Annotated in this window: 22 protein-coding genes; 14 read left to right on the forward strand and 8 right to left on the reverse strand. The window is 58.5% G+C overall.

Going from position 1 to position 16,877, the window contains the following annotated elements; genetic code table 11:
- Nucleotides 1-34 precede the first annotated feature (34 nt).
- The 3 genes from hypA to hypF are packed head-to-tail and all read left to right on the forward strand — an operon-like array spanning nucleotide 35 to nucleotide 3,443.
- The gene (gene hypA, locus QXG22_03340; protein MEM0359031.1) at nucleotides 35-427 is read left to right on the forward strand and encodes a hydrogenase nickel incorporation protein HypA; all 393 of its coding nucleotides are present in this window, start codon (nucleotides 35-37) and stop codon (nucleotides 425-427) included.
- Complete coding sequence (locus QXG22_03345; protein MEM0359032.1) at nucleotides 397-1,128, forward strand: P-loop NTPase; 732 nt, start codon at nucleotides 397-399, stop codon at nucleotides 1,126-1,128. The genes hypA and QXG22_03345 overlap by 31 nt, the downstream gene beginning before the upstream one ends.
- Entirely contained in the window at nucleotides 1,125-3,443 is a 2,319-nt protein-coding gene (hypF, locus tag QXG22_03350) for a carbamoyltransferase HypF (GenBank protein MEM0359033.1), read from the forward strand. The genes QXG22_03345 and hypF overlap by 4 nt, the downstream gene beginning before the upstream one ends.
- On the opposite strand, the gene QXG22_03355 is transcribed toward hypF, so the two are convergent.
- A complete protein-coding gene (locus tag QXG22_03355) occupies nucleotides 3,430-3,846 on the reverse strand; it encodes a hydrogenase iron-sulfur subunit (protein MEM0359034.1) in 417 nt (138 codons plus the stop codon). The genes hypF and QXG22_03355 overlap by 14 nt on opposite strands.
- Entirely contained in the window at nucleotides 3,843-5,837 is a 1,995-nt protein-coding gene (locus tag QXG22_03360) for a CoB--CoM heterodisulfide reductase iron-sulfur subunit A family protein (GenBank protein ID MEM0359035.1), read from the reverse strand. The genes QXG22_03355 and QXG22_03360 overlap by 4 nt, the downstream gene beginning before the upstream one ends.
- Nucleotides 5,838-5,901: 64 nt before the next feature.
- On the opposite strand from QXG22_03360, the gene minD (QXG22_03365) reads away from it, so the two are divergent.
- A complete protein-coding gene (minD, locus tag QXG22_03365) occupies nucleotides 5,902-6,609 on the forward strand; it encodes a cell division ATPase MinD (GenBank protein MEM0359036.1) in 708 nt (235 codons plus the stop codon).
- On the opposite strand, the gene QXG22_03370 is transcribed toward minD (QXG22_03365), so the two are convergent.
- Both QXG22_03370 and minD (QXG22_03375) read right to left on the reverse strand, forming a co-directional pair.
- Nucleotides 6,602-6,958, reverse strand: coding sequence for a hypothetical protein (locus tag QXG22_03370; protein MEM0359037.1), 357 nt, complete (start codon nucleotides 6,956-6,958; stop codon nucleotides 6,602-6,604). The genes minD (QXG22_03365) and QXG22_03370 overlap by 8 nt on opposite strands.
- 47 nt (nucleotides 6,959-7,005) lie before the next feature.
- The gene (gene minD, locus QXG22_03375) at nucleotides 7,006-7,713 is read right to left on the reverse strand and encodes a cell division ATPase MinD (GenBank protein ID MEM0359038.1); all 708 of its coding nucleotides are present in this window, start codon (nucleotides 7,711-7,713) and stop codon (nucleotides 7,006-7,008) included.
- A 94-nt stretch (nucleotides 7,714-7,807) separates the two neighbouring features.
- Between minD (QXG22_03375) and QXG22_03380 the strand changes: the two genes are divergently transcribed.
- The 6 genes from QXG22_03380 to QXG22_03405 all read left to right on the forward strand — a co-directional run bounded on the left by QXG22_03380 (nucleotide 7,808) and on the right by QXG22_03405 (nucleotide 12,598).
- Complete coding sequence (locus QXG22_03380; protein ID MEM0359039.1) at nucleotides 7,808-8,185, forward strand: class III signal peptide-containing protein; 378 nt, start codon at nucleotides 7,808-7,810, stop codon at nucleotides 8,183-8,185.
- Nucleotides 8,186-8,270: 85 nt separating this feature from the next.
- The gene (locus tag QXG22_03385) at nucleotides 8,271-9,071 is read left to right on the forward strand and encodes a 2-amino-3,7-dideoxy-D-threo-hept-6-ulosonate synthase (GenBank protein ID MEM0359040.1); all 801 of its coding nucleotides are present in this window, start codon (nucleotides 8,271-8,273) and stop codon (nucleotides 9,069-9,071) included.
- On the forward strand, nucleotides 9,068-10,180 hold the full coding sequence (locus QXG22_03390) for a 3-dehydroquinate synthase II (protein MEM0359041.1): 1,113 nt from the start codon (nucleotides 9,068-9,070) through the stop codon (nucleotides 10,178-10,180). Before QXG22_03385 ends, QXG22_03390 begins: the two co-directional genes overlap by 4 nt.
- Nucleotides 10,177-10,893 carry a type I 3-dehydroquinate dehydratase gene (gene aroD / locus QXG22_03395; GenBank protein ID MEM0359042.1) on the forward strand — a complete coding sequence of 239 codons (717 nt, stop codon included), beginning with the start codon at nucleotides 10,177-10,179 and terminating at the stop codon, nucleotides 10,891-10,893. Before QXG22_03390 ends, aroD begins: the two co-directional genes overlap by 4 nt.
- Nucleotides 10,890-11,735: a shikimate dehydrogenase gene (locus QXG22_03400; protein MEM0359043.1), complete on the forward strand. Its 846-nt coding sequence runs from the start codon at nucleotides 10,890-10,892 to the stop codon at nucleotides 11,733-11,735. Before aroD ends, QXG22_03400 begins: the two co-directional genes overlap by 4 nt.
- Before the next feature lie 8 nt (nucleotides 11,736-11,743).
- On the forward strand, nucleotides 11,744-12,598 hold the full coding sequence (locus tag QXG22_03405; protein MEM0359044.1) for a prephenate dehydrogenase/arogenate dehydrogenase family protein: 855 nt from the start codon (nucleotides 11,744-11,746) through the stop codon (nucleotides 12,596-12,598).
- Here the strand turns inward: QXG22_03405 and QXG22_03410 are convergent.
- Entirely contained in the window at nucleotides 12,553-13,503 is a 951-nt protein-coding gene (locus QXG22_03410) for a hypothetical protein (GenBank protein MEM0359045.1), read from the reverse strand. The genes QXG22_03405 and QXG22_03410 overlap by 46 nt on opposite strands.
- A gap of 77 nt (nucleotides 13,504-13,580) precedes the next feature.
- Here QXG22_03410 and QXG22_03415 point away from each other — a divergent pair, with 77 nt between their 5' ends.
- From QXG22_03415 to sfsA, 4 genes are read left to right on the forward strand one after another with little or no spacing between them, the layout of a single operon-like run.
- On the forward strand, nucleotides 13,581-14,297 hold the full coding sequence (locus QXG22_03415; protein ID MEM0359046.1) for a PAC2 family protein: 717 nt from the start codon (nucleotides 13,581-13,583) through the stop codon (nucleotides 14,295-14,297).
- A gap of 9 nt (nucleotides 14,298-14,306) precedes the next feature.
- A complete protein-coding gene (locus QXG22_03420) occupies nucleotides 14,307-14,783 on the forward strand; it encodes a PUA domain-containing protein (protein ID MEM0359047.1) in 477 nt (158 codons plus the stop codon).
- On the forward strand, nucleotides 14,773-15,102 hold the full coding sequence (locus QXG22_03425) for a nascent polypeptide-associated complex protein (GenBank protein MEM0359048.1): 330 nt from the start codon (nucleotides 14,773-14,775) through the stop codon (nucleotides 15,100-15,102). The genes QXG22_03420 and QXG22_03425 overlap by 11 nt, the downstream gene beginning before the upstream one ends.
- Nucleotides 15,102-15,848: a DNA/RNA nuclease SfsA gene (sfsA, locus tag QXG22_03430; protein ID MEM0359049.1), complete on the forward strand. Its 747-nt coding sequence runs from the start codon at nucleotides 15,102-15,104 to the stop codon at nucleotides 15,846-15,848. The genes QXG22_03425 and sfsA overlap by 1 nt, the downstream gene beginning before the upstream one ends.
- On the opposite strand, the gene QXG22_03435 is transcribed toward sfsA, so the two are convergent.
- From QXG22_03435 to QXG22_03445, 3 genes are read right to left on the reverse strand one after another with little or no spacing between them, the layout of a single operon-like run.
- Nucleotides 15,794-16,423, reverse strand: a complete 630-nt coding sequence (locus tag QXG22_03435; GenBank protein ID MEM0359050.1) for a phenylalanine--tRNA ligase beta subunit-related protein — start codon at nucleotides 16,421-16,423, stop codon at nucleotides 15,794-15,796. The genes sfsA and QXG22_03435 overlap by 55 nt on opposite strands.
- Before the next feature lie 27 nt (nucleotides 16,424-16,450).
- Nucleotides 16,451-16,705 (reverse strand): elongation factor 1-beta, encoded by a 255-nt coding sequence (locus QXG22_03440; GenBank protein MEM0359051.1) that lies wholly within the window; start codon nucleotides 16,703-16,705, stop codon nucleotides 16,451-16,453.
- A gap of 9 nt (nucleotides 16,706-16,714) precedes the next feature.
- Nucleotides 16,715-16,876: a zinc finger domain-containing protein gene (locus tag QXG22_03445; GenBank protein MEM0359052.1), complete on the reverse strand. Its 162-nt coding sequence runs from the start codon at nucleotides 16,874-16,876 to the stop codon at nucleotides 16,715-16,717.
- Nucleotide 16,877 lies beyond the last annotated feature (1 nt).

Below are 16,877 nucleotides of genomic sequence, written 5' to 3' on the forward strand. Positions count from 1 at the left end.
AAGGTTTTAGCCTTCTTCCCTCCCTCCTTAATCAATGCACGAGTGGGCAATAGCGGAGGGAATAGTGGAGGCCCTGCTGGAGAGGGGAAAGAAGGAAGGGGCGAGGAGGATCACGGGCTTTAGGGTCGTCCTGGGGGAAATTCAGGGAGTGGAGGAGGGACTCCTCAGGTTCGCCCTGGAGGAACTCTCAAGGGGAACCATCCTCGAGGGAGCGGAGATAACCTTCGAGAGGGAGAAGGGAAGGGTGGGCTGCAGGTCCTGCGGGTTCGAGTGGTCACCGGAAAGGGGAAGCATGGAGGAGGAGGCCCTACATTTCCTCCCGGATCTCCTTCCCCTCTTCCTCAGATGTCCGAGGTGTGGGGGCTTGGATTTGGAAATCAAAGGAGGAAGGGGAGTATGGGTGAACTCGTTAGAGATAGAAAAATAGATCCGAGGGAGGCCGCCCTGAGGAAAAGGCTTCCCGAACTGGGAGTCGTTCTTCCCGTGGTCAGTTCCAAAGGGGGAGTGGGGAAGAGCCTCCTCTCCACCACCATGGCCCTCCTCCTGTCGAGGAGGGGATATTCGACGGGACTCCTAGATTTGGACTTCCACAATCCCTCCGTGCACCTCATCTTGGGCAAAAGGGGAGAGCCCCTCGAGGAAAGGGGTCTGATACCCCCCGACGTGGAGGGGGTGAAGTTCCTCTCGGTGGTCCACTTCTCAGGCGACCTCCCCCTCCTCCTCAGAAAGGGGGGGATAACCTCCTCCCTCCTCGACCTCCTTTCCCTCACCCGCTGGGGAAGGCTGGATTACCTCCTGATCGACATGCCACCGGGGAGTGGGGACGAGCTCTTGGAAGTCCTCAGACTCCTGAAGGGGGCGGAGTTCCTAGTGGTCACCACGCCTTCCAAGCTCTCCAGGAAGAGCGTGGAGAGGATGATAGAGGGCCTTAAGGGGGCGGGTGGAAGGATTGCCGGAATAGTGGAGAACTTCTCCTCTTCCCCTTCCCAATGGGAAGGCGTGCGACTGCTCGGATGGATAAGGTATGACCCCGAGGTGGAGGAGGCCCTGGGCAACGTGGAAAGACTTCTCGCGACCTCCTTCGCCTCCGATGTCGGAAAGGTGGTGGAGGAGTACCTGAAGGGATGAGGATGGCATCCAGGGCGGAAATAGGGGTCACGGGAGTGGTCCAGGGAGTGGGTTTCAGACCCTTCGTCTACAGGCTGGCGCAGAGATACGGTCTGCTGGGCTTCGTGAGGAACATGGGGGATGCGGGGGTACAGATCGTGGTGGAGGGGGGGAGGGAAGAAATAGAGGAGTTCCTCTCCTCCCTGAGAAGGGAAGCCCCACCCCTCTCCAGGATAGAGGAGGTGAGGGTGAAATGGACCTCCCCCACGGGTGAGTTCCGGAGTTTCAAGGTGGAGGAAAGCAGAATAGAGGGCCTGGGCGGTCCCTCCGTGATCCCTCCCGATCTGGCGGTCTGTAAGGAGTGCACAAGGGAGATGTTGAATCCCATGGACAGAAGATACGCCTATCCCTTCACCACCTGTGTCGACTGCGGTCCACGTTTCACGGTGATCCTCGATCTCCCCTACGACAGGGAAAGGACCTCGATGGTGGACTTCCCCCTCTGTCCCGCCTGCCTCCGAGAATACACGAATCCTTCCGATAGACGCTACCATGCCGAAACCACTTGCTGTCCTTCCTGTGGTCCCAGCCTGGAACTCCATGAACTCCACGAAGGGGGAGGGAGAAGGCTGGAGGTGAGGGACCCGTTAAGGGAAACCGCCAGACTGCTGGACGAGGGCTTCATCGTGGGAATAAAGGGAATAGGGGGAACCCACTTGGCCTGCAGAACGGTGGAGGACGAACCCCTCAGGAGGCTGAGGGCGACCTTTCGTCGTCCCCAGCAACCCTTTGCGGTTATGTCCAGGGACCTGGAAACCGTGCGCACGTTCGCACAGGTGAGCGAGGAGGAGGCGAGGGAACTCACCTCTCATCGCCGCCCCATCGTGATCCTCAAACGCTCCAGGGATTTCCCCCTCTCCGAGCTTGTCTCCCCCGGCCTGGATTCCGTGGGGGTGATGCTCCCCTACTCCGGCATCCATCTCCTCCTCCTCCACCACGGAAGGGAACCGGCCTACGTGATGACGAGTGCCAACCCACCCGGCCTTCCCATGATCGTGGAGAACGAGAAAGCCTTCAGGGAGCTCAGGGGGAAGGTGGATTACCTCCTCCTCCACAACCGAAGGATCGTGAACAGGTGTGACGACTCCGTGCTCAAGGTGGTGGAGGGAGAAGCCATCTTCCTCAGGCGCTCGAGGGGGTACGTTCCCGAACCCATCGTCCTCCCCTTCTCCTCAGAGAAGGCAGTGCTGGGGGTGGGTGCGGAGGAAAATGTAACCGCATCCTTCCTCCTGGGAAACAGGTGCTTCCCAAGCCAGCACATTGGGGATACCGGAAAGCTGGAGACGCTCGCCTACCTCAGGGAAGCCGTGGCTTCCCTCGGGAAGCTCCTTAGAGTGGAAAGGGTGGAGGCGGTGGCACATGACCTCAACCCCCTCTATCCCACGACCAGGCTGGCGGGAGAGTGGGCGGAGGAATGGGGGGCGGAGAGGGTGGGGGTCCAGCATCATCACGCACACCTTTGTTCCCTCATGGCGGAGGGAGGGGTGGAAGAAATGGTGGGAATAGCGTGCGATGGAGCGGGTTACGGAACGGATGGAACGGTCTGGGGAGGGGAGGTGATGGTCGCTGACTTCTCCACCTTCGAGAGGGTGGGAGGACTCCAGCCCCAACCCATGCCCGGAGGAGACGCTGCTACGAAGTTCCCGGCGAGGATGGTGGCGGGCATCCTCTGGAGGAGGTTGGGAAGGGAGGAAACCGAGAGGATTCTGGCCGAACTCTGTCCCGCGGGTTTCCCAAAGGGGGAAAGGGAGAGGGAAGTGGTGCTGAGACAGCTGGAGAGGGGTCACCTCCCCCTCACGAGCAGCTGCGGGAGGGTGCTGGATGCCATTTCCTGTCTCCTGGGCCTCTGCTGGGAGAGGACCTACGAGGGGGAACCTGCTATGAAACTTGAGGCTGCAGCGGGGGAAGGTGATCCCGACACCCTCCGCCTCCCATGCGAACGCTCCGGGAAGGTGGTAGACACTTCTTCCCTGCTCGAAGGGGTGGTAGAAGCCATGAGGAAGAGAGTACCGAGGAAACACGTGGCGGCTTCCGCCCATAAAGCCCTGGCCCTAGCCCTGGCAGAGGTGGCCTGCGAAACGGCGGAAGAGAAGGGAATAGAGGTGGTGGGAGTTTCGGGAGGGGTCTTCTGCAATAGGTACTTCACGGTGGAGGTGAGGAGGGAAGTGGAGAGGAGGGGACTGAGCTTCCTAAGGCATAAACTCCTCCCGCCGGGAGATGGGGGAATTTCCGTAGGTCAAGCCGTCTCCGCTGCCCAGAGACTCAGGACTTCCTGAGGGGGCTGGGACCCAGCTGCTTCAGCTGCTGGGTCATCTCCTCCACCACCTTCGCGAATTTCTCCCCCTCGGAGGCCGAGATCCATTCCAGCCTCAGACGCTCCGGCTCTATGCCCATCTGTTCCAGAACTTTTTTCAGGAGAAGGACCCTGCGCTCGGCCTTGAAGTTCCCTGAGGTGTAATGGCAGTCCGTGGGGGTATGACATCCAGCTACCAGCACCCCGTCGGCCCCGTATTTGAAGGCCTCCAGCACGAAGACGGGATCCAACCTCCCACTACACATGAGCCTCACGATCCTCACCGTGGGTGGATACTGCAGCCTCCTGAGACCCGCCTGATCCGCCCCCGCATAGGAACACCAATTGCAGCAGAAGGCCACTATCTTCGGCTGGAACTCGCTCATACTCCCACCAAGATGCCCCTCACCTGGGCCCTTATCTGCTCATCCGTGAAGTGCTGGGTGGTGATGGCTGCCGTCGGACAGGAAGCTGCACAGAGCCCACAACCCTTGCAAAGCACCTCCTCCACCTTAGCCACGAACTTACCCTCTCCCCTGTCCTCCATCTTGATGGCATCAAAGGGGCATACCGAAACGCAAACCCTACACCCGCTACAAAGGTCCTCGTTCACCTTGGCTACGATGGGTTCCTTCACAATTTCTCCTGCCGCCAGGAAGCCCATGATCTTCGAAGCCGCGGCCATGGCCTCAGAGGTGGCATCGTGGATGTCCATGGGACCCAGACAGCTGCCGGCCACGAAAATGCCCTCGGTGAGGGTCTCCACCGGCCTCAACTTCTCGTGGGCCTCGAGCAGGAAACCGTCATGACCCCTGGAGAGTTTCAGGAGCTTCGCCATCTTTTCTATATCTGGGGTTGGTGTCAGCCCTATGGCCAAGACCACGAGATCGGCGTTGACCTCGTAAAGGGTCTCGGTGGTGGTATCGAAAACGTTGAAGGTAAGGGATCCGTCGGGTTTCTGCTTCACCTCGGAGGGGAGGCCTCTGATGAACTTTACCCCAAGGTCCCTAACCCTCCTGTAAAACTCCTCAAAACCTTTCCCCACCGTGCGCATGTCGTTATAGCAAATGTAGACATCTATGTCCTTGCTCACGTACTCCTTCAAGAGAACGGCATGCTTCAAAGAGGCCGTACATCCTATCCTGCAGCAATAGGGATTATACTTCTCATCCCTACTCCCCACGCACTGTATGAAGGCCACCACCTTTGGGGTTTCCCCGGTAACGGGGTTTATCACCTTCCCACCGGTGGGACCGTCGGAGTTGATCATGCGTTCGAACTCCATGCTGGTGATGACATTTTTGTAGAGACCATATCCGAGCTGTGGAACCTTCTTGGCATCGAAGACCTCGCTACCGATCGTGAGCAGGATGGCCCCCGCCTCCACCTCCACCACTTCGGGCTTCATCTCGAAGTTTATCGCCTTGGCCTTACAGACTTCCACGCACTTCCCACATACCGGCTTTCCGGGTTTGCTGTACTTCAAGTAAAGACAGTTGGCCTCATCCACGGTCGCGATCCTGGGAACGGCCTCGGGGAAGGGTATGTAGATGGCAGTCCTCTTATCCATCCCCATGTTCCACTCGTTGGGCACCTTCACCGGACAAACCGTGGTGCAATCCCTACAGCCCGTACAAAGGGCGGCGTCCACATACCTGGGCTTCCTGAGGATCTTCACCTTGAAGTTACCGGCGGAGCCGCTCACCTCCAGGATCTCGGAATAGGTGAGAAGGGTGATGTTTTTGTGGGACTCCACCTCCGCCATTCTGGGGGTGAGGATGCAAGAAGCACAGTCTAGGGAGGGGAAGACCTTGGAGAACTTGGCCATCCTCCCACCGATGGTGGGAGACTTTTCCACCAGGTACACGCGGTGGCCCCCATAGGCCAGCTCGAGGGAGGCGATGATCCCCGCCACTCCTCCCCCCACCACCACCACGTTCTTGTTCACCTTCTCCACGATGGGGGAGAGCTCCGAGAGGTACCTGGCCCTAGCGATTCCTCCCCTCACGAGGTCGATGACCTTCTGGGTGGCCTCCTTGGGATTGTCCTTGTGAACCCAAGAGCACTGCTCCCTGGCGTTCACCCTCTCCAGGAGATAGGGATTGAGACCAGCCTCCTGCAGCACTTCCATGAAGTGGGGTTGATGCATGTTGAGGGTGCAGGCTACGATGACCACCCTGTCAAGGTTCTTCTCCTTTATCACTTCCTTTATCCTCTTCCCGGCAGGCGAAGAACACCAGTGCTCATCCACTTCTACCGCCACTACTCCATCGATCTTCTCCACGGCCTTCTTCACTTCCTCCAAGTCCACGAAGTCGGAGATGTTTCCCCCGCATTTGCAAAGAAAAACGCCTATCCTACGAGCACTTGCCGGCATAACGAATAAGATACCTGAAGAGCTATTTAAAAATTATGGTAAAGGAGAGAAGAAAGAGGTTTTCATGAAAAGGATTGTCCTGGCTTCTGGAAAAGGGGGTGTTGGCCGCACCACCATCACCGCCAACTTGGGTTTGGCTCTGGCAAAAAAAGGAAGGTCCACCCTCCTCGTGGATGCCTGTCTCTCCTCCCCAAACCTCGGCCTGCTCTTCAAGTTGGAGAGGGCACCCTACACCCTCAACGATGTCCTGAGGGGAGAGATCCCTCCCTCCGACGCCATATATGAGGGTCCGCACGGACTGAAGATCGTCCCCTCGAGCCCTTCGGGGGATCTTAGGGGCGTGGACTGGAACAGGCTCCCCCCCACCCTGGACTCCCTCGGGGAAAGGGTGGAGTTCATGCTCATCGATACTCCCGGAGGCCTGAGGAAGGAAACGGTGGCCACCCTCAGAACGGGACAGGAAATCCTGCTGCTCACCCTCCCCGAAATAACTTCCCTCTCCGACACCCTGAGGACCAAGGTCCTGCTCGAGTTCCTGGGCCTTCGCCCCCAGGGAATTTTGCTCAACAGGGTAAGGGGAAAAGACTATGAATTTCCTGCCGGGGAAATAAAACGCCTGCTGGATCTTCCCATCCTAGGGGAGATACCCGAGGATCTAAACGTGAGAAGGGCCTGGAGGAAGGGGGAACCTTTTCTGGAACTCTATCCGCGCTCTCCTGCTTCCAAATCCCTAACCGAGCTGGCGGAGAAACTGAGCAGAAGGCTCAGCTAGCCTCCTCAAAGTGTTCTAGAAGGGCCTTCCTGTACCTGGAAAGGAGCAATTCCCTACTCCGCTCCAACCTCTTGACCCTTCCCTCCAACCTCCCCACGAAGTAGAGAGTCGCCAGAAGGGGAGCAGCGGCGGCGAGCGCGAGGAGGGGAAGGGCCTCCGGAAGCTCTTGGAGGAGGGAGGGCTCGTAGGCATATACCAACAAGAAGAAGAAAGATACCCCTACAAACCAAGAGAAGAGGCTAAACCTCCAGAGTCTCTTGGTGTAATCCCACTCGAACTTGGAAAGACGACGAAGTTCCTTCTCAGCCACCTCTAGACGGCGACGCAATTCCAGAACTTCCTTTTTCATATCCCCCTTTAAAAAATGGTCAAAACCTCTATAAAGAGGTACATTTTTCAACCGCCCTTCAGGATAACCTCGGCTATCCTTTCCAGGGCCTTGGAGGAGGGTGCTTTTGGGGCCTGAAGGACCACTGGCCTACCGCTGGCTAATGACCTGGCCACCTCCTCATCCTCCGGTATCGTCCCCAGCAGTGGAAGTTCCAACAACCCCTCTATCTCCCTCAAGGGAAGGTCCGTGTCCTTCCCCACCACCCTGTTCACCACCAAACCGAGAGGCCTGACCTTGAACTTTTCCGCCATCCTCTTCACCTTCATGGCCTCCGCTACGGAGAGGGGATCGGGGTTGATCACCAAAACCATCTGGGAGGAAACCGTAAGGGCGGTGATGAAGTCCTGCTCGAAACCAGAGGGACAATCTATCAACACGTAATCCGCTCTTTTCGCGAGCTTCCTCACCACTATTTTCAAACGCTCTAACCTAATCTGTCCTATGTCCTTCAGGGAGAGACCTCCCTGCAGGACTTCCAGCTTGGGGAAGACCTCGTGGAGGGCCTCCTCCGTTTCCGCCTTTCCCGCAAGGACATCGTGAAGGGTGAACCTTTCTTCCAGGCCAAAAAGAAGACCGAGATTGGCCATGGTGAGGTCCGCATCCAGTGCGACCACTTTCCTCCCCCTCTTCGCCAAACATATCCCAAGATTAGCCACCACCATGGTCTTGCCCGTCCCACCTTTACCAGAAGCAAAGGAAATCACGTGCATCATCAATTTTCTTTCCCTCCCAAGCTAAAAACTCGGTGAAAAAGAGCTCTCGGAAACTTTATAATGTCCATTTAAAAAACCTTAAAATGGTGTTAAAATGTGGGGAAGAAAGGGCCAAGGCGCTATTGAGTACCTGTTGATCCTGGCCGCAGTGCTCATCGTGGTGGCTGGAGCTGTTTACTACGTCACAAGAATGGGAGGTTTTCCCGCCATGACTTTTAGAGCCACCCTCTCCGATAACACCATCACGTTAGAAGTAGACGTCGGGAGCGGCACCATTAAACAGGTGGACTGGCAGTATCGTATCGTGCCCCGCACGGGTACGGCAGGGAGTTGGAGAGACGGCGTAGGGGATTTGAGCCCAGGTGAATCGGTCACTCTAACGGACTTTGGAGGTGCAACACCAACCTCCGGGGACGAGCTCCAGATCAAGCACACACCCTCAGGACATATTTATAAGGTAAAAATCTACTGAGCGAAATAAACTTTCTTTTTTTCTTTCCAACTCTTCTTCTGTGAACTTTTTAATCCTCCCGTGGAAGGAGTAAGAAGGTGGCAGGATGTCCCTCTTGGGCAAACGCATAAGGCTGGAGCGTATTATCGACCGCAAGACCAAGCGAACGGTCATCGTGCCCATGGACCATGGACTCAGCATGGGACCCCTTCAGGGACTCGAAAACATGGAGGAGACCATAGACAAGGTGGCTAGGGGAGGAGCCAACGCGGTGGTCTTGCACAAGGGGATAGTGAGGGCGGGACACAGGGGATATGGAAGGGACATAGGACTCATCGTTCATCTTTCGGGAAGCACTTCCCTCGGACCCAATCCCAACTGCAAGGTCCCTGTGGCCACGGTGGAGGAGGCGATAAGGCTGGGAGCGGATGGTGTTTCCGTCCACATCAACGTGGGGGCGGAAAACGAAGGGGAACAGCTCACCCACCTCGGGGAGGTGGCGAAGACCTGCGAACTATGGGGCATGCCCCTTTTCGCCATGATGTACCCGAGGGGACCCAAGGTCAAGAGCGAGCACGATCCCGTCGCCGTGGCCCATGCAGCCAGAGTGGGGGCGGAGCTGGGGGCCGACATCGTGAAAACCGTCTACACGGGGGATATCGATTCCTTCAGGAAGGTGGTCAGGGGATGCCCCGTCCCGGTGGTGATAGCCGGAGGACCCAAACTGGAAACGGAGGCCGATGTGCTCAGACTCGCCAAAGACGCCATCGAAGCCGGTGCCATAGGGGTTTCCATAGGAAGAAACGTGTTCCAGCACCCAGACCCCGAAAAGATGGTGAGGGCCCTCTGCAGGATCGTGCACGAGAACTGGTCCGTGGAAGAGGCGTTGGAAGAACTCAAGCGGTGAAGGGTTTGAAACGTAAGCTCTTTTGGGTCAGGGCGGAGAAGGAGGGAAGCCTAGATGGCTCCATCCTCTCCGCGGCCCTTGAGGCCGGAGCGGAGGCCCTTCTCGTCCCCAGCAGGGAGGCTGAAAGGGCAAGGGAGAAGGGGGTGATCAAAATCATCACGGAAGAACTGGTGCCACAGACGGATATCCTCCTGTGCAGGGTCCCCTCCCCCACGGAGCTGGGAAAGGCGGAGGGCCTGGTGGAAGAGGCCAGGAAAAGGGGGAAGGAAACCGCCCTCCTGGTGGAAATCAGGGACAAGGAAACCGAAGGGATGGCGGTCAAGGCTGCGAGGGGGGTGGACTACTTGGTGGTGTGGGGGAAAGACTGGAAGATCATACCGCTCGAGAACCTCATCGCCGCCCTCCACGGGAGGGGAAGGCTACTGGCCCTCGTGAAGAGCGCCGAGGAAGCCAAGATCGCGCTGGAGACCCTGGAGTTGGGAGCCGACGGAATCCTGCTGGACCCGGAGGTACCCCTGGAGGTGAAGAAGACGGGAGAGGTGATCCGGGGCATGGGGTTGGGGAGGGTGGAACTCATTCCCGCGAAGGTGATCGGGGTAAAGGCCGTGGGCTCGGGTGACAGGGCATGTGTGGATACCTGTTCCATCCTGAGGGAGGGAGAGGGAATGCTCGTGGGAAGCCAGGCGGAAGGAATGTTCCTCGTCCATTCCGAGACCCTCAAAAGCGAATTCGTGGAAACCCGTCCCTTCAGGGTGAACGCCGGTGCGGTGCACGGTTACATCATGGTACCGGGGGGGAAGACCAAATACCTCTCCGAACTCTCCTCGGGGGAGGAGGTGTTGGTGGTGGATACGTCGGGAAGGGCTAGGGCGGAGGTGGTGGGAAGGGTCAAGATAGAGAGGAGACCGCTGGTGCTCGTGGAGGCAGAAGTGGGTGGAAGGAACTTGAAAGTGGTGCTACAGAATGCCGAGACCATAAACCTTGTGGGCAAGGACGGGAAACCCATCTCCGTGACCAAGCTCAGAGAGGGAGACGAGGTCCTCGTTCACCTCTCCGGAAAGGGGAGACACTTCGGCATGGCCGTGGAAGAATTCGTGATCGAGAGGTGAGGGACCTGACCGGAGTCCTGCGGCTGGGTGGAAAGGAACTGAAAACACCCGCCGTTTGTGGCTCCGTGATGGGATCCACGGTAGAAGAAATGGTGAGGGGAAGGAGGAGGGCTGAGAGGATGGGGGCGGATTTGGTGGAGCTCAGGTTGGATGGACTGAAGGAGGAGCCGGACTGGGAGAGGTTGCTGGGGGGAGGTCTTCCCATCATCCTCACCTGCCGTTCTAGGAGGGAAGGGGGTCTCTTCCGTGGGAGGGAAGAGGAGAGGGTGGAAAGGCTGCTGGAGGGGATGGAACGGGACGTCCCCTGCCTCGACTTGGAATTCTCCACCCCCTCCCCGCTGCTCGGTGAGGTCGTCTCCCAAGCCAAGAAGAAGGGAACCTCTATCCTCCTCTCCCATCACGAACTCTCCGGTACCCCTCCCCTCCCATCTCTCTTGAGGATGGCCAGGAGGATGGAAAAGGTGGGGGATCTGGTGAAGGTAGTTACCTTCGCCAGGGAAACGGAGGAGGTCATTAGAGTGCTGGAGTTCCTCCACAGGGCAAGGCTCTCCGTTCCCCTCATCTCCTTCGCCATGGGGGAAGTGGGCACCTTGAGCAGGATTCTCTCCGCCCTCCTCGGCTCACCTCTGGTCTATGCTTCGGTGGGGAGACCCACCGCCCCGGGACAGCTGGATGTGAAGACCACCAAGCGCCTTCTGGAGATGATGGTATGATTTCCTCCAAAACGAAGGTCTTCGCCCTCATAGGAGATCCCGTCGAAGGGAGCCTCTCCCCACCCATGCACAACGCCGCCTTTCGCCATCTCGGGCTCGACTGCGTCTACGTGGCCCTCAGGGTTCCCTCCTCCATGCTGAAGGAGGCCCTTCTGGGGGTGAGGGCGATGGGCATAGGTGGCCTGAACGTGACCTTCCCTCACAAGACCGCCATCCTTCCCCTCCTGGACGAACTGGATCCTTCCGCGGAAGAGGTGGGGGCGGTCAACACCGTGAAGAACGAGGGAGGAAAGCTGAAGGGCTTCAACACGGATGGGGAGGGGGCGGTGAGGTTCCTCAGGGAAAGGCTCGGATCCCTGAAGGGAAGGAGGGTGGTCCTGCTGGGGGCGGGGGGAGCGGCCAGGGCCCTCGCCTTTTCCCTCTTGAAGGAGGGAGTGGAGCTCACCCTCCTCAACAGGACCGTCTCCAAGGCCGAGGGACTAGCCTCCGAACTCCGAAAGAAGGGTGGTGAGGTAAAATGGGGGGGATTGGAGAGGGCCGAGTTGCGTGAAGCCCTCCGCTCGGCGGATGTGCTGATCAACGCCACGCCCGTCGGGATGGACCAAAGGGGCGGAACGCTGGTGACCCATGAGCTGATGCATCCCGAGCTCTTCGTGATGGACCTGGTGTACCATCCGCCCGAGACCGAGCTCATGAAGGAAGCCAAGAGGGCTGGGGCCAAAGCCGAGAACGGTTTGGGAATGCTGCTTTACCAAGCTGCCCTCTCCTTCAGGATCTTCACGGGGAAAAGGGCACCCCTAGAGGTCATGAGGAGGGCCCTGCGGAGGGGGATGGGATCCTGAAGCTGGGCATAGCTGGAGCCGGGGCGATGGGGGGTTGGTTCGCCTCGCTCGCGGGGAGGGAAGGATGGGAGGTATACCTCTTCGACCTCCTCCCCAAGAGGGCGGAGGAACTCGCCAGAAAAATTGGTGGATGCAGGGTGGCCACCCTCAAAGAGCTTGGGGAAAAGGCGGAAATCCTGCTGGTGGCAGTCCCCATCTCCAAGACTCCTCAGGTGGTGGAGGAGCTGGCGGGAATGGTGGGGGAGGAGAAGCTTCTGATGGACATAGCTTCGGTGAAGGGAGAGGTGGTACGCACCATGAAAGGGGTGAAGGGGAGAATGGAACTGGCCTCCCTCCATCCCCTCTTCGGGCCAGGTGCGAAGGATTTGAAAAACAAAACGGTGATTTCCGTTCCCGTAAAGGTTGGGAGGAGATATGAGGAGTTCACCCGTTTCCTTTCCTCGAAGGGTGCCAGGGTGGTGGAGATGGGGGCGGAGGAACACGACAGGTTCATGGCCGTCACCCAGGCCCTCACCCACTTCCTCCTCCTCTCCTGCGCCGAGGCCCTAGGGGAGCTCGGGTTCGAGGAGAAACTATCCACCCCCCTCTTTTCCTCCCTCCTCCAGCTGGTTAGGGCCTCCCTAGCCTCCGATCCCCTCCTCTGCGGGGAAATCCAGCTCCTCAATCCCCATTCGAAGGAGGCAAGGAGGAAGCTCGTCGGGATAATGGAGGAGCTGGACAGGGAACTTTCCTCCGGAAGGATGGAGAAACTCCGCAGGATCCTCGAGCACTGGGGGAGGAAGTGGAGGAGGGAAGTGGAAAGGGCGTACGAGGAACTCTACGAGGAGTGGGAAGGGCGAACACCCTCTGGCTCCAACCCGTAAAGTTCCTTCCTCCTGGCTTCGAGGGGTTCGGGTTCCCTCCCCACCAGCTCCGCCGCCGTGCAAACCCTGTTTCCCCTCTCCTCGGCCTCCTTCCTAAGCCTCTGGAGGTATTCCGGGTAGTCAAGGGAACGTAGAAGGTGATGATCCACCACCAGGAGCGGAACCTTTCTGGCCAACCTCCTAAGGCTCGCGAGGGCCTCCTCCAGCTTCTCCTCCCCCACTATTCCACGGAGGTAAAGGGGAGGACCTCCCACCACCACCAGCTGCGGTTCACCCCTCAGGATGAAGGAGAGGGAGGGAGGGGAGAGAAAACCCTGTATATCGGGGGCATGCACCACCCGGCACCTCCCCACCTTCACGGAGAGCATGAGCACATAACCCATCCTGGAGCTTTCCTTCCCATGGGGAACGGGGTCGGAGAACTCCAACTCCGTTTCCCCGAACCTGAACCTTTTCCCGTCCGCCACCTCCATTTCCCTGACCAAATCGGAGCAGAACTTACGCAGGAGATAACCCCTCTTCCTCTGGGAGGGAGTGACCTTTGAAGAAAAATCCTTCATCAGGAGAACCTTTCCCCTGTAAAGCCTCTCGGCCAGGGAAGGGGAGCTCCAGAGCCAGAGCCAGTTCTCGAAGGGGGGAAGGTAGTGATCGTAATGGAAGTGGCTCACCGTCAGGACTTCCGCCCTCCTGGCCATCCTCTGGATGAGTTCCCTGGAGGAGGAAAGGGCAAGATACTCCCTCCTGTGCGGGGTCAAGCCAAACCTAGGACCCAAACAGGACCCTGGATCCACCACCATCTCCAGATCCTCCGTTTTCAGGTAGAGGGACATTCCCCTCACTCCCAAGCTCTCGAAGGCGAGGGGCATTACCGAAATCTCGCCTCCACCCACGGGAACGGGCCTCACACATACTCCAAGGCCCTTCCCTTCATATCCCTATCCACCACCCTTCCGGTATAAATCCCCACAGACGAAGAAGGTTGATGCTCTTAGTGAAAAGGATAGATCGCCGGAACTTTCGGGCCCCTCTCCTCATAGCGGGCTTCCCCGGCATAGCCAACGTGGGCAGGGTGTCGGCGGAGTTCTTGATCCAGGAGCTGAAGGCCAAACCCTTCATGGAAATCTACTCCTCCTACCTTCCCGAGTGGGTGCTCAGGGAAGGAAGCGGCATAAGTGCCTTCAAGATAAGGCTCTATCGAACGAAGGCCAAGGGAAAAAACTTGATCCTGGCCACTTCGGATGCCCAGGCCATCTCCCCCTTCGGACAGTACAAGCTCTCGGACCAGCTCCTGGATGCGGTAAAGGACTACGGTGTGAACACGGTAATAACCATGGCGGCCTACGTCCTTCCCCCCCACGAGAGGAAGAAGGGTGTCTTCGCCGCCGCCACGAACCCGGCTGCCTTCAAGAAGTTCTGGGAAAAGGGGGCCGTGGCCTTGGATGGGGGAATGATCGTGGGGATGAACGGACTGCTGATAGGCCTGGCAGGACTGAGGGGCTGGGAGGGGATCTGCCTGATGGGGGCCACCCATGGGGGGCTGCTGGATTTGGAAGCTTCCTCCCACATCCTAAGGCTTCTCTCCGAGGTCTATGAACTGAACCTGAAAGTGGAGAACTTGGAAAAGTACGTCACGGGTCTTCCCGATCTCAGGGCGCCCTCGGGCCTAGAACCCACCTCCGAGGAAAGTCCCTACATCTGAGGTCTGGGGATGATAAGGGAGCCCACCCCTAGGGAGCTGTTGAAGCTCAAAGCCGTGGCGAACTATCAGTTCGGAAAAGGGGTGGGGGATCACCTCTTTCCCCCGGGCCTGAAGGTGGTGGTGAGCAAGGGGAGGATCAGGCAGGTCTGGAGGGGGGAGAAACCCATCTGTGCGGTAAGGGCCACGGATGGTTTCATCCTACCCCACAGGGAAGGTGCCAGGATCCTCCACGGGATTCTGCCCCCCGGAAGGTTGAGGGTGACGGTGGTGGAAGAGGCCGTACCGGCGGTGGAGAAAGGGAGAACGGTTTTCGCCAAGCATGTAAAGGATGCCGACCCCCTGATAAGACCCAAACAAGAAGTCCTGGTGGTGAGTCCCTCCAACAAACTGCTCGCGACGGGCACCGCCCTCCTGAGCGGGGAGGAAATGAAAGTGTTTAAGCAGGGAAAGGCGGTGAAGGTGAGGTGGGGGATGGGTGTTCCCTAGAAAGCTGGATCGAAGACAACTGGACAAACTCATGCGACAGATGGGAATGAAGACCACCGAACTGGAGGAGGTGGAGGAGGTCAGGATAAGGACCAAGAAGGAGGAAATCGTCCTCACCCATCCCACCGTCCTCCTCACCGAGATAGGGGGGATGCGCACCTATCAAGTCTCGGGAGAGGAAAGGAGGGAAATGGTCTTTCCGGAGGAGGATGTGAGGCTGGTCATAGAACAGACCGGAGCAAGCGAGCAGGAGGTCAGGGAGGAACTGAAGAGGACGGGGGGAAACTTGGCGGAAGCCATCCTCAGGCTGAAGAAATAATGGAACTCCTGAGACTGGGAGGGGTTCTGGAGTGCCAAGTGTGGAGGAGGGTCAACCGCTTCACGGTAGAAGTCTTTGTGGGGAGGAGGAAGAGCAGGGCCTACCTCAACAACACGGGAAGGTTGGAGGAGTTTTTAATCCGAGGGAGGAAGGGATACTGCCTGCCGGGCTCGGGCAGGCTTCCCTACAGGCTCTTCGCGATGGAGGAGGGAACCCACGGGAGTGTGGTGGACACGGCCCTCCAGGCTAGGGCCTTCGAGGAGGCCCTGAAGCGGGACTCGCTCCCCTCCCTCAAGGGATATCGGGTGAGGAGGAGGAATCTCAGGACGGACGGAGCCCTGTTGGACTACGAGCTGGTCAGGAACGGGAAAGAGTTGGTGGTGGAGCTCAAGAGCGCCGTCCTGCGCTTGGGAGAGTTCGCTTCCTATCCGGACTGTCCCACCCAAAGGGGAAGGAAACACCTTAAGGAACTGATCAGGCTTTCCGGGGAGGGAAGAAAGGTTGCCCTCTTCTTCATGACGAGCCTGGAGGGGATTAGGGGAATCCTTCCCAACGGGAGGGCGGATCCCGCCCTCTATCACCTGATGGTGAAGGCCAGAAAAGCGGGAGTCCTCATGCTTGGGGCGAACATCCTCTTCCAACCTGAAAGCTCCAGCGTGATCCTCCTCCAGCCGGATTTACCCGTTTTCCTCTATCCCAGAACTTCCGTTTTTTCCACGTGGCCCCCACAGTACCTGCGGGCGTAGGTGGCGACAGCTTTCAGGACCTCCTCCACCTTCTGGCGTGGGATCCCGGGGGCATTCCAGGCTACAAAGATCACGCCCGAGGTCTCGAAACCCACCCTGGCCACCGTTCCTTCTCCCCTGCTGTAGGAGGAGAGGATCCTCTCCTGATCCCTGAGGATCACCTCTCCCGCGGGGGGAACCACCTTCGAACCGTCCTGAAGGATGAGGGGCCTATCCCCGGCCGAAAGGGTCACCTCCACCTCCCCCTTCAACTTCAGGAGATCAAACGGGCTGAGGGGGACTAGGTGTTCTAGGGAAGCCAGGACGCAGGAATCGAGCACGTTGTTGTTCCTTCCCGGAAACTCTCCCTTCAGTATCCTCTCCATCCAGAGCCTGAGGGGAAAGGAGGTCTCCTCCACCCCCATACGTTTGAGGAATTCCATGTAAGGTAGAAGACCCTCCAGCGCCCCCTCCCTTCCCCTGTAGTTCTCCACCAACTCCCTGACCTTTCCCTCGAGGGCCTCCACGGAGGTCTCTACGGTCAAACCCGTTACGAGGGCGTAACCGCAGAAGAAGCCGGGATAAAGAGAGGTCACCTTCGGATCGAGCTTCAGCTTCCCACCTCAGACCAAGGTTATTCCTACCACCTGCACGCTCCCCACGCCGGGAAGGGACTGGAGGGCCCTCTCCAAGGGCTCGGTGCCTCCGGCCGCATCGGGAACGACGGCCACGAGGAGGAGGGCCTCCAACCCGAAGGCTATGGGTTCCCTAGAGAGGGAGACTACTTCCGCCAGCTCCCTTATCTTCCTCTCCAACTCTTCCAGGTTCACTTCCGTTCCCTCAGGCATTACCCTCACGGTCACGGCCACTTTCCCCATTCCCTCACCTCAAGGACCGACGAAACCGCATTTCGAACATCTGTAGGGGTTGCTCAGCTTCCTGCACTTCCTGCACCTCCAAATCTCCTCCTCCCCACACTGGGGACAGAGGAAGTGCACCGCCACTTCAGCCACGATGGGCCGAAGGCAGGAACTGCACACCTTCAGCATC

This window comes from Candidatus Hadarchaeales archaeon, assembly GCA_038736355.1.
Lineage (GTDB): Archaea > Hadarchaeota > Hadarchaeia > Hadarchaeales > WYZ-LMO6 > WYZ-LMO6.

Coding starts and splice junctions, on each gene's coding strand:
- hypA (MEM0359031.1), top strand. CDS start 35: ATGCACGAGTGGGCAATAGCGGAGGGAATAGTGGAGGCCCTGCTGGAG.
- QXG22_03345 (MEM0359032.1), top strand. CDS start 397: ATGGGTGAACTCGTTAGAGATAGAAAAATAGATCCGAGGGAGGCCGCC.
- hypF (MEM0359033.1), top strand. CDS start 1,125: ATGAGGATGGCATCCAGGGCGGAAATAGGGGTCACGGGAGTGGTCCAG.
- QXG22_03355 (MEM0359034.1), bottom strand. CDS start 3,846: ATGAGCGAGTTCCAGCCGAAGATAGTGGCCTTCTGCTGCAATTGGTGT.
- QXG22_03360 (MEM0359035.1), bottom strand. CDS start 5,837: ATGCCGGCAAGTGCTCGTAGGATAGGCGTTTTTCTTTGCAAATGCGGG.
- minD (MEM0359036.1), top strand. CDS start 5,902: ATGAAAAGGATTGTCCTGGCTTCTGGAAAAGGGGGTGTTGGCCGCACC.
- QXG22_03370 (MEM0359037.1), bottom strand. CDS start 6,958: ATGAAAAAGGAAGTTCTGGAATTGCGTCGCCGTCTAGAGGTGGCTGAG.
- minD (MEM0359038.1), bottom strand. CDS start 7,713: ATGATGCACGTGATTTCCTTTGCTTCTGGTAAAGGTGGGACGGGCAAG.
- QXG22_03380 (MEM0359039.1), top strand. CDS start 7,808: ATGTGGGGAAGAAAGGGCCAAGGCGCTATTGAGTACCTGTTGATCCTG.
- QXG22_03385 (MEM0359040.1), top strand. CDS start 8,271: ATGTCCCTCTTGGGCAAACGCATAAGGCTGGAGCGTATTATCGACCGC.
- QXG22_03400 (MEM0359043.1), top strand. CDS start 10,890: ATGATTTCCTCCAAAACGAAGGTCTTCGCCCTCATAGGAGATCCCGTC.
- QXG22_03415 (MEM0359046.1), top strand. CDS start 13,581: ATGCTCTTAGTGAAAAGGATAGATCGCCGGAACTTTCGGGCCCCTCTC.
- QXG22_03420 (MEM0359047.1), top strand. CDS start 14,307: ATGATAAGGGAGCCCACCCCTAGGGAGCTGTTGAAGCTCAAAGCCGTG.
- sfsA (MEM0359049.1), top strand. CDS start 15,102: ATGGAACTCCTGAGACTGGGAGGGGTTCTGGAGTGCCAAGTGTGGAGG.
- QXG22_03440 (MEM0359051.1), bottom strand. CDS start 16,705: ATGGGGAAAGTGGCCGTGACCGTGAGGGTAATGCCTGAGGGAACGGAA.
- QXG22_03445 (MEM0359052.1), bottom strand. CDS start 16,876: ATGCTGAAGGTGTGCAGTTCCTGCCTTCGGCCCATCGTGGCTGAAGTG.